At 52.8% G+C, this 8,340-nt stretch carries 12 protein-coding genes; 5 read left to right on the top strand and 7 right to left on the bottom strand.

Going from position 1 to position 8,340, the window contains the following annotated elements:
- Nucleotides 1–144 precede the first annotated feature (144 nt).
- From AEST_RS02500 to radC, 4 genes are all read right to left on the bottom strand, one after another.
- The gene (locus tag AEST_RS02500) at nt 145–600 is read right to left on the bottom strand and encodes a hypothetical protein (protein ID WP_008606826.1); all 456 of its coding nucleotides are present in this window, start codon (nt 598–600) and stop codon (nt 145–147) included.
- Between the two features lie 114 nt (nt 601–714).
- Nucleotides 715–870: a 50S ribosomal protein L33 gene (gene rpmG / locus AEST_RS02495; RefSeq protein ID WP_008219722.1), complete on the bottom strand. Its 156-nt coding sequence runs from the start codon at nt 868–870 to the stop codon at nt 715–717.
- Between the two features lie 11 nt (nt 871–881).
- Nucleotides 882–1,118 carry a 50S ribosomal protein L28 gene (gene rpmB, locus AEST_RS02490; RefSeq protein WP_008950179.1) on the bottom strand — a complete coding sequence of 79 codons (237 nt, stop codon included), beginning with the start codon at nt 1,116–1,118 and terminating at the stop codon, nt 882–884.
- 206 nt (nt 1,119–1,324) lie between these two features.
- A complete protein-coding gene (gene radC, locus AEST_RS02485; protein WP_008606824.1) occupies nt 1,325–1,999 on the bottom strand; it encodes a RadC family protein in 675 nt (224 codons plus the stop codon).
- Between the two features lie 108 nt (nt 2,000–2,107).
- Here radC and coaBC point away from each other — a divergent pair, with 108 nt between their 5' ends.
- From coaBC to slmA, 3 genes are read left to right on the top strand one after another with little or no spacing between them, the layout of a single operon-like run.
- A complete protein-coding gene (gene coaBC, locus AEST_RS02480) occupies nt 2,108–3,316 on the top strand; it encodes a bifunctional phosphopantothenoylcysteine decarboxylase/phosphopantothenate--cysteine ligase CoaBC (protein ID WP_008606823.1) in 1,209 nt (402 codons plus the stop codon).
- A gap of 37 nt (nt 3,317–3,353) precedes the next feature.
- Nucleotides 3,354–3,812, top strand: coding sequence for a dUTP diphosphatase (gene dut, locus AEST_RS02475; RefSeq protein WP_008606822.1), 459 nt, complete (start codon nt 3,354–3,356; stop codon nt 3,810–3,812).
- Nucleotides 3,813–3,863: 51 nt separating this feature from the next.
- Nucleotides 3,864–4,457, top strand: coding sequence for a nucleoid occlusion factor SlmA (gene slmA / locus AEST_RS02470; protein WP_008606820.1), 594 nt, complete (start codon nt 3,864–3,866; stop codon nt 4,455–4,457).
- 69 nt (nt 4,458–4,526) lie between these two features.
- Here slmA and AEST_RS02465 read toward each other — a convergent pair whose 3' ends face one another.
- The 3 genes from AEST_RS02465 to rph all read right to left on the bottom strand — a co-directional run bounded on the left by AEST_RS02465 (nt 4,527) and on the right by rph (nt 6,371).
- Complete coding sequence (locus AEST_RS02465; RefSeq protein ID WP_039924941.1) at nt 4,527–4,898, bottom strand: diacylglycerol kinase; 372 nt, start codon at nt 4,896–4,898, stop codon at nt 4,527–4,529.
- Between the two features lie 106 nt (nt 4,899–5,004).
- Nucleotides 5,005–5,649, bottom strand: a complete 645-nt coding sequence (pyrE, locus tag AEST_RS02460) for an orotate phosphoribosyltransferase (RefSeq protein WP_008606815.1) — start codon at nt 5,647–5,649, stop codon at nt 5,005–5,007.
- A 2-nt stretch (nt 5,650–5,651) separates the two neighbouring features.
- Nucleotides 5,652–6,371: a ribonuclease PH gene (gene rph, locus AEST_RS02455; protein WP_008606814.1), complete on the bottom strand. Its 720-nt coding sequence runs from the start codon at nt 6,369–6,371 to the stop codon at nt 5,652–5,654.
- A gap of 211 nt (nt 6,372–6,582) precedes the next feature.
- Between rph and AEST_RS02450 the strand changes: the two genes are divergently transcribed.
- Nucleotides 6,583–7,443 (top strand): YicC/YloC family endoribonuclease, encoded by an 861-nt coding sequence (locus AEST_RS02450; RefSeq protein WP_008606813.1) that lies wholly within the window; start codon nt 6,583–6,585, stop codon nt 7,441–7,443.
- A 274-nt stretch (nt 7,444–7,717) separates the two neighbouring features.
- Nucleotides 7,718–8,170: a helix-turn-helix domain-containing protein gene (locus AEST_RS02445; protein WP_008606811.1), complete on the top strand. Its 453-nt coding sequence runs from the start codon at nt 7,718–7,720 to the stop codon at nt 8,168–8,170.
- The last annotated feature ends 170 nt before the right edge of the window (nt 8,171–8,340 follow it).

The raw sequence follows: 8,340 nt of genomic DNA, 5'->3' as shown, positions 1-8,340 counted from the left end.
ACGCTGGCGGCACTTTGCTCTTTGTCACTCGTCACTTATTTAGAATAACTAAACCGCGCTCCTCGTTTCGCGATCAAAGCGCCGCCAGTGCGAACAAAATCTAAGCAGCAAACGACAACACGCCCTAGGTTATGCTCTAAGGGGTTAATCAATTAAAAACAGCAGCCGTGCCTGTGCGGCAGGCAGCAAATAAAGCTGGGGCTGCCCTACCTGTTGTAGTAAATAATCCTGCTGTGCGGGATAGAGCAACCAGATGGTAGGTGCAAACTCGCCGGCCAGCTGCACACTGGCCTGGGCAACCGGCGCCTGAGTGGGCTTGGTAGCACCAACGGCTGGCTGCAGGGGTGTATAGAGCCAGGCATTCAGCATTTGCTGGGCACTGACACTGCTGTTGCTGCGTGGTTGCAACTGCCATTGCCCGGCCGCCTGCACTAAACGCACCTCTCCTACCGCAATACTCAGCAGCTGCGATTGTTCCGGTAATAAGCTGCTTGTCGTAGGTGCCTGACCGGTACCCCGCCAGTCATACAGACTAAACATCAGTAACAGCACTATAAAAATCAGCACATTATTCCAGTTACGGCGTGACAGTTTCAGCATAATGATATGAGCAGAAGAACGCAGCGGTTCGTTATTGATAAGGCGTGGTGCAGATAGTAACGGCAGCAGGGCTAAAAAGCAAAAACCCGGCAGTGCCGGGTTTCTGGGGTTCGATTACTTGATTTTCGCTTCTTTGAAAATCACGTGCTTACGCACTTTAGGATCGAACTTTTTGATTTCCATCTTTTCTGGCATAGTGCGCTTGTTCTTCGTTGTCGTGTAGAAGAAGCCAGTGCCAGCAGAAGAAACTAAACGGATTTTATCGCGCATTTGTTAATTCCTTATACCTTGTGACCGTTAGCACGAACTTCTGCTAATACAGCGTCGATACCTTTCTTGTCAATGATACGCATACCCTTGGTAGAGGTACGTAAAGTGACGAAACGGTTTTCGCTTTCAACCCAGAAACGGTGCGTTTGCAGGTTAGGCAGGAAACGGCGCTTAGTCGCGTTGTTGGCGTGCGAACGACGGTTACCTACCATCGGACCTTTGCCAGTTACTTGGCATACTCTAGACATGTCAATATTTCTCCAAAATTACGTCAGCTCGAGCTATCTTTCACCCTTCTGGCCTTGAAGGTTGCCCCGAAAATGGATGAGGGCGCACTTTATACACGAAAGTACGGTTAAACTCAAGACAAATTCATTTTCCCGGCCAGCGGGCAGCGCTGCGAAAACGCCTTGCATCGAGACTCACGCCGGGCTGTATTCAGGTTTGCTGCCTGCTACAACCAGCCACGCTCTGCAAAAGACACCACTTCCGCATCCCCTACCACAAAATGGTCCAGCACCCGGATATCAACCAGTGCTAAAGCCTGGGTCAGGCGCTCCGTTATTGCCCGGTCGGCGCGGCTTGGCTCAGCCACCCCAGAGGGGTGATTATGCGCCAGAATAACGGCGGCGGCATTATGCTTCAAAGCGTGCTGAACTACAATACGCGGGTACACCGGGGAGGCATCAATAGTGCCGTAAAATAATGGCTCGGAGCCAATCATACGATGTTGATTATCAAGGTAAAGTACCAGAAAGACTTCGCGTAGTTCACCGCTCAGCTGATGGGCTAAATATTTTCGCACTACCGCAGGCTCTGAGCAGACCGTATCGCGTTTTAACTGTTGCTGTAAAAAACGCCGACTTAACTCCAGTACCGCCTGCAACTGCACATACTTGGCTTCACCTAAACCGCGGGCATTACAAAACTCGCTGCGACTGGCGCCGAGCAAGGCGCGTAAATCACCAAACTGCTGCAACAACTGCCTGGCCAGACTCACCGCGTCGGTACCGGCAATACCGGTGCGTAAGAAAATCGCCAGTAGCTCCGCATCCGATAAGGTGGCCGGCCCCAATGTTAACAGTTTCTCCCGTGGTCGCTCACTGAGCGGCCAGTCTGTAATTGCCATCCTGACCTCCTGTTGTTGATGTTGTCAGCGCTTAGCAGCTGAACGGGTGCTGAATTGGAGTTTCCGTGCTATCTTATGCCGACCGAGGCTGGAGCAGGACCAGAAATCATGTTGCAAACCCTTGCTGATAAACGCATTTTACTTGGCATTAGCGGCGGTATTGCTGCCTATAAAAGTGCCGATCTGGTGCGGCGCTTAACCGAACGCGGCGCCGACGTCCGGGTTATCCTGACCAGCGCGGCGCAGGAGTTTATTACCCCACTAACGCTGCAAGCCGTCTCCGGTAATCCGGTTAGCCACAGCCTGCTCGACCCGGCCGCAGAAGCGGCGATGGGCCATATTGAACTGGCCAAATGGGCCGACCTAATACTGATTGCCCCGGCCAGTGCCGATGTGATTGCCCGGCTGGCGCATGGCTTAGCCAATGATCTGCTTACTACCTGTGTACTTGCCAGTAGCGCCCCGATTGCGGTAGCGCCGGCGATGAATCAGCAGATGTATAAAAATATAGCTACCCAAAAGAATCTCGCAACATTAAAAGAACATAATTTTCACATCTTCGGCCCGGGCGTGGGTGCGCAGGCCTGTGGTGATACTGGCGCTGGTCGCATGTTAGAACCGCTGGAGCTGGTCGCACTGACCGAGCAATTATTTAGCCCGGTCAAAAATCTGCAAGGTTTACGCATTACCATTACCGCCGGCCCGACCCGCGAAGCTATTGATCCGGTGCGCTATATCAGTAATCACAGCTCTGGCAAGATGGGCTTTGCGCTGGCTCAGGCCGCTGCGGCTATGGGCGCCAAGGTCACGCTGATTAGCGGCCCGGTGCAACTTGCTACCCCCGCCGGCGTAACACGGATTGATGTGCAAAGTGCCGAGCAGATGCATCAGGCGGCGCTATCTGCCGCGGTGCAATCGGATATTTTTATTGGCTGTGCCGCTGTCGCCGACTATCGGGTAGCGGAAATCGCGGCCGATAAACTGAAGAAAGGCGCCGAAGCTGAGATGCAGCTGACGCTGGTAAAAAATCCGGACATTATTGCCGCCGTCGCCGCCCTGCCGCAGCAGCGGCCCTTTACCGTCGGCTTTGCCGCCGAAACCCGTAACGTACTGGAATATGCGCGGCAAAAGCTGCTGAATAAGCGGCTGGATATGATTTGTGCCAATGATGTATCGGCCAGCGATCGTGGCTTTAACAGCGATGACAATGCCCTTAGCGTGATCTGGCGCGGCGGCGAGCTGGATTTGCCAAAGGCACCAAAGCAACAGTTAGCCACACAGCTGATCACCCTGATCAGCGAACATTATAAAAACTAAATTCTTAACTTAATAACGCAGCGAAGCAGTAAAACCGATGAAAAAAGCTATAGATCTGAAAATTCTCGACCCGCGGATCGGCCGCGACTTTCCGTTACCAGCCTATGCCACTCCCGGCTCAGCGGGCCTGGATTTACGTGCTTGTCTGGAGCAAACACTGGTACTGGCACCGGGCCAAACCGTGCTGATCCCAACCGGTATTGCCATTCATATTGGCGATGCCAACCTGTGCGCAACCATCCTGCCGCGCTCGGGCCTGGGGCATAAACATGGCATCGTACTTGGCAATCTGGTGGGGCTGATTGATTCGGACTATCAGGGGCCCTTGATGGTGTCGATGTGGAACCGCGGCAGCGACAGCTTTAGCATTGAACCGGGCGACCGCATTGCCCAGCTGGTATTTATGCCGGTGGTACAGGCCGAATTTAATCTGGTCGAGGGCTTTGACAGCTCAGAGCGTGGTGAAGGTGGCTTTGGTCACTCTGGCAAGCAGTAAGGGCGCGAAAGCGTCCCTACTTCTGAATTAGCTAAGGATCTGAGCAGTCGCATGGCAACAATAAAAAAATCAAACCGTAAAGAAGATATCCTGCAGGCGTTAGCGGCAATGCTACAAAGCCACAGCAATGGCCAGCGCATTACTACCGCCGCCCTGGCAGAGCAGGTTGGCGTGTCGGAAGCGGCGCTGTACCGGCATTTCCCCAGCAAGGCGCGGATGTACGAAGGGCTGATAGAATTTATTGAAGATACGCTGCTATCGCGCATTAATGCCATAACCGAAGAGCACAAGGATACCCAAACCCGTATCAGTCTGATGCTGCAACTGGTACTGGTATTTGCCGAGCGTAACCCGGGCTTTTGCCGTATTTTGACCGGTGACGCGCTACAGGGCGAGCAAGAGCGCCTGCTGGAGCGCGTCGCAGCGCTGTTTGAAAGGCTGGAAACCCAGTTTAAACAGTGTTTGCGCGAGCGCAAATTACGGGAAGGTAAAAGCTTTACTATCGATGAGGCGGAGCTGGCAAACCTGCTGCTGGCCACCATAGAAGGCAAGATCAGCCAGTTTGTCCGTTCCGGCTTTAAACGCCTGCCAACCCAGTATTGGGCGGCGCAGTGGGCGTTACTCGAGCAAAGCCTGTTTGCGTAATGCTGTCTTGGTGAGTGCGGCTGTGCTACCTAAGGCACCCGCGACAGTGCTGACGTCGCTATAACAGCATCAGGCCAGTTTCTGCCACAGTGCCGCGCCCCAAACCAGCGCTACTATCACTAAACTGACAAAAACCGCTGCCGAACCCATATCCTTGGCCCGGCCAGATAGCTCATGCCGCTCTAAACCTACCCGATCGGTTAATGACTCAATGGCCGAATTCAGTAACTCCACTACCAGAACCAGGCACCATACCGCCAGCAGCAGGGCAAACTGCGCCACTGAGTCGGCCAACCAGATGGCAGCAGGGATGGCAAGCAGCGTGAGCGTCGCTTCCTGGCGAAAGGCCGACTCATAGCGCCAGCTGGCACTAAAACCCTGCATTGAACAACGAGCCGCTTTAATAATGCGCCCGATGCCAGTCCCATTTGGTTTTTGCATACTTAATCCTATTCCCTGTTGCTAATGCTAATACCTGCAATAATGCGCCAATGCTGGGCGCAAACAACGCGGCCAGCAAAGAGCTGGCCGCAGATAAGAGATTTAATCAGGCTATACCGTACTGGGCACGGTAGGCTTTTACCGCCGCCAGGTGCTCGGCCTGCTCAGGCTTGTCTGCCAGATAGCTAATCAGATCCGGCAGGCTGATAATTGAAATCACCTTAGTGTTGAAGTCGCGCTCGACTTCCTGGATCGCCGACAACTCACCCTGACCGCGCTCCTGCCGGTCCAGTGCAATCAGCACGCCGGTCAGCTCTGCGCCCTGCGCCTGGATCAGCTGCATAGATTCGCGGATCGCCGTACCGGCAGTGATCACATCATCCACCAGCATAATACGGCCTTTTAATGCTGCGCCGACTAAATTACCGCCTTCACCATGGGTTTTGGCTTCTTTGCGGTTAAAGCAGTATGGCAGGTCGCGCTGATAGTGCTCGGCCAACGCCACAGCAGTGGTAGTAGCAATAGGAATGCCTTTATAAGCCGGGCCAAACAGCACATCAAATTCGATACCCGAGTCCTGCAGCGCAGCCGCATAAAAGCGGCCCAGTTTTGCCAGATCGCCACCGGTATTAAATAAGCCGGCATTAAAAAAATACGGGCTAATCCGGCCAGATTTCAGCGTAAAGCTACCAAATTTCAGTACATTGCGTGATAACGCAAACTCAATAAATTCCCGTTGAAAGGCTTTCATCGTTACTCCTTCGCCAATACCCGTTTTTGCTCGGCCACAATCTCAGTAATGGCCGCCGCACCCAGCTCCAGCATTTGCTGCATCTGCGCAAAACTAAAGGGCGCCTCTTCGGCGGTGCCCTGAATTTCAATCACTTCGCCCTGCTCGGTCATCACCAGATTCATATCGGTTTCGGCAGCCGAATCTTCAGCATAATCCAGATCAGCAACGGCTGTACCCTGATAGATCCCCACCGACACCGCCGCCACCATATAACGCAGCGGGTTCTTTTTAATCAGGCCTTTGGCCAGCATAAAGTTCAGCGCGTCAACCAGTGCGACACAGGCACCGGTAATCGAAGCAGTACGGGTACCGCCATCAGCCTGAATCACATCACAGTCGATGGTAATGGTATTTTCGCCAAGCAGGCTTAAATCCACAGCGGTGCGCAGAGCGCGGCCAATCAGGCGCTGAATTTCCATAGTACGACCACCCTGCTTACCCCGGGCCGCTTCCCGGTCATTGCGGCTATGCGTCGCGCGCGGCAGCATGCCGTATTCCGCGGTAATCCAACCCTGGCCCTTGCCTTTTAAAAAACGTGGTACGCCTTCGGTAACACTGGCGGTACAGATCACCTTGGTATTGCCAAACTCAACTAACACTGAGCCTTCGGCATGGGCAGTGAACTGACGGGTAAAAGCGAGCGGGCGGATTTGACTGGCGGTACGGCCACTTGGACGCATTGGGCTACTCCTGACTGATAAATTAGCCACCATTATAGGGGCTATAGCCGCTGACGGCTATCTTTGTAACAGCTGACTTCGGCTTTAAACCCAGCGCAAGGCCGTGCCTAAGGCCGCGCTTAAGCGCCATAATTTACGAATTTGGCAGCATGCCCCCAAATTTGCCAAACTCAGGTATACTCCCATTTATTTGCCGTTTTGGAACCGCCTTATGATCCACAGTATGACCGCCTTCGCCCGCCACGAAACCAAAGCCAGCTGGGGCACCGCCCAGTGGGAGATCCGCTCGGTTAACCAGCGTTATTTAGAGTCCTACTTTCGCTTACCAGAACAGTTCCGCGGTTTAGAAAGCCTGCTGCGCGACAAGCTGCGCAACAACCTGCAACGCGGCAAAATTGAGGTGAATTTACGCTATCAGGCCAATCAGGCCGCCGGCGAACTGCAATTAAATGACATCTTTGCCGAACAACTGCTGCAAAAAGCGCAGCAATTACTGCAAAAAGCACCGCAAGCGACGCTAAATATTGCCGATATCCTGCGCTGGCCCGGCGTAATGGAAACGCCTAGTGAAGATCTCGACACCCTGCAAGCTGAGCTGCTGGCCGGTTTCGATGCCGCCTTACAAGACTTTTTAGCCGGCCGCGGCCGCGAAGGCGCCGCCATTGAAGAGATGATCCAGCAGCGTTTAACCGCCATTAGCGAGCAAGTCGCTTTTGTGCGCAGCCACTTACCGCAAGCGATGCAATGGCAACGCGACCGTATTACCAGCCGTTTAAATGAAATTAAAGCTGACCTGGACCAGGGCCGCCTGGAGCAAGAAATGGCGTTTTTAGCCTCAAAATCCGACGTTGCCGAAGAGCTGGACCGCCTCGACGCCCACATCAAAGAAACCCGCCACACCCTAAAAAAAGGCGGCGCCTGCGGCCGTCGCTTAGACTTTATGATGCAGGAATTTAACCGCGAAGCGAATACGCTATCCTCTAAAGCCATCAGCACGGAAATTACCAATGCAGCGGTGGAGTTAAAGGTGTTAATTGAGCAGATGCGGGAGCAGATCCAAAACATCGAATAATGTCTACGGGCATCCGCATTTATCCCCTTAACCAATAAAAGTGATCGGCGCTAACATAGATAGCGCCGACACAACTTGCCATGCCACTGCTAAGCTATTTGGCCATCAAACCGGCAAGAAGAAGCAACCACCGAACAATTCAGAATAAACAGTAGCGGCAATTGAACCGCTGCCTGCAAACCGAAACCTTCAATTTTCGAATAATGCGAAAACTTGACATTTTTTCGAATGTTGCGAATAATTTCCCAGTATTCAATTTTTAAGGTAATTTACCATGCAAGCCTATGAACAACTTCCGACGGCACAAGAGGCGGCACTCGCCAAGCTTTGTAGCCAGGAACTGGCGGCCGTCATAGAAACTAAACTGGATGTACAATCGCTTGCTCTGAGCTCACCAGATGGTCAACTAAAGCAAGTTGAGATCCCTGTCAGTGCGCTTCGACTGATGGTAAACATTCTCACCGAATTGGGTGAAGGTAATACTGTCAAGCTGGTACCAATCCATGCGGAACTTACTACTCAGGAAGCGGCGGACCTATTAAACGTATCTCGGCCCACGTTAATTAAGCTACTTGATGAAGGCGCGCTGCCATTCCATCGCACGGGCAATCGCAGAAAAGTACGCTTTAATGATTTACGGCGCTACCAAAGCCAGTTAGAAGCGCAGCGATTACTGGCGCTAGATGAGCTTACTCAACTCGATCAGGAATTAGGACTGGGCTATTAATGAGTTCGAACTATACCGTAGTGTTTGATGCCTGCGTGTTGTACCCTGCGCCATTAAGAAGCCTCTTAATGTATCTTGCATTAAGCGGCCAGTTTAGAGCCCGTTGGTCTGCTGATATTCAAGACGAGTGGATCAGAAACTTGCTGGTAACCAGAGCAGACTTAACCCGG

Origin of the sequence: Alishewanella aestuarii B11 (assembly GCF_000280055.1) — a bacterium.
GTDB classification, from domain to species: Bacteria; Pseudomonadota; Gammaproteobacteria; order Enterobacterales; family Alteromonadaceae; genus Alishewanella; species Alishewanella aestuarii.
This window is presented reverse-complemented; position numbering and strand designations above follow the sequence as displayed.

What these genes read in the sequence shown, in the direction of transcription:
- AEST_RS02445 (WP_008606811.1), top strand. Translation starts at nt 7,718, where the DNA reads ATGCAAGCCTATGAACAACTTCCGACGGCACAAGAGGCGGCACTCGCC.
- rph (WP_008606814.1), bottom strand. Translation starts at nt 6,371, where the DNA reads ATGCGTCCAAGTGGCCGTACCGCCAGTCAAATCCGCCCGCTCGCTTTT.
- AEST_RS02450 (WP_008606813.1), top strand. Translation starts at nt 6,583, where the DNA reads ATGATCCACAGTATGACCGCCTTCGCCCGCCACGAAACCAAAGCCAGC.
- radC (WP_008606824.1), bottom strand. Translation starts at nt 1,999, where the DNA reads ATGGCAATTACAGACTGGCCGCTCAGTGAGCGACCACGGGAGAAACTG.
- pyrE (WP_008606815.1), bottom strand. Translation starts at nt 5,649, where the DNA reads ATGAAAGCCTTTCAACGGGAATTTATTGAGTTTGCGTTATCACGCAAT.
- rpmB (WP_008950179.1), bottom strand. Translation starts at nt 1,118, where the DNA reads ATGTCTAGAGTATGCCAAGTAACTGGCAAAGGTCCGATGGTAGGTAAC.
- AEST_RS02500 (WP_008606826.1), bottom strand. Translation starts at nt 600, where the DNA reads ATGCTGAAACTGTCACGCCGTAACTGGAATAATGTGCTGATTTTTATA.
- coaBC (WP_008606823.1), top strand. Translation starts at nt 2,108, where the DNA reads ATGTTGCAAACCCTTGCTGATAAACGCATTTTACTTGGCATTAGCGGC.
- slmA (WP_008606820.1), top strand. Translation starts at nt 3,864, where the DNA reads ATGGCAACAATAAAAAAATCAAACCGTAAAGAAGATATCCTGCAGGCG.
- AEST_RS02465 (WP_039924941.1), bottom strand. Translation starts at nt 4,898, where the DNA reads ATGCAAAAACCAAATGGGACTGGCATCGGGCGCATTATTAAAGCGGCT.
- rpmG (WP_008219722.1), bottom strand. Translation starts at nt 870, where the DNA reads ATGCGCGATAAAATCCGTTTAGTTTCTTCTGCTGGCACTGGCTTCTTC.
- dut (WP_008606822.1), top strand. Translation starts at nt 3,354, where the DNA reads ATGAAAAAAGCTATAGATCTGAAAATTCTCGACCCGCGGATCGGCCGC.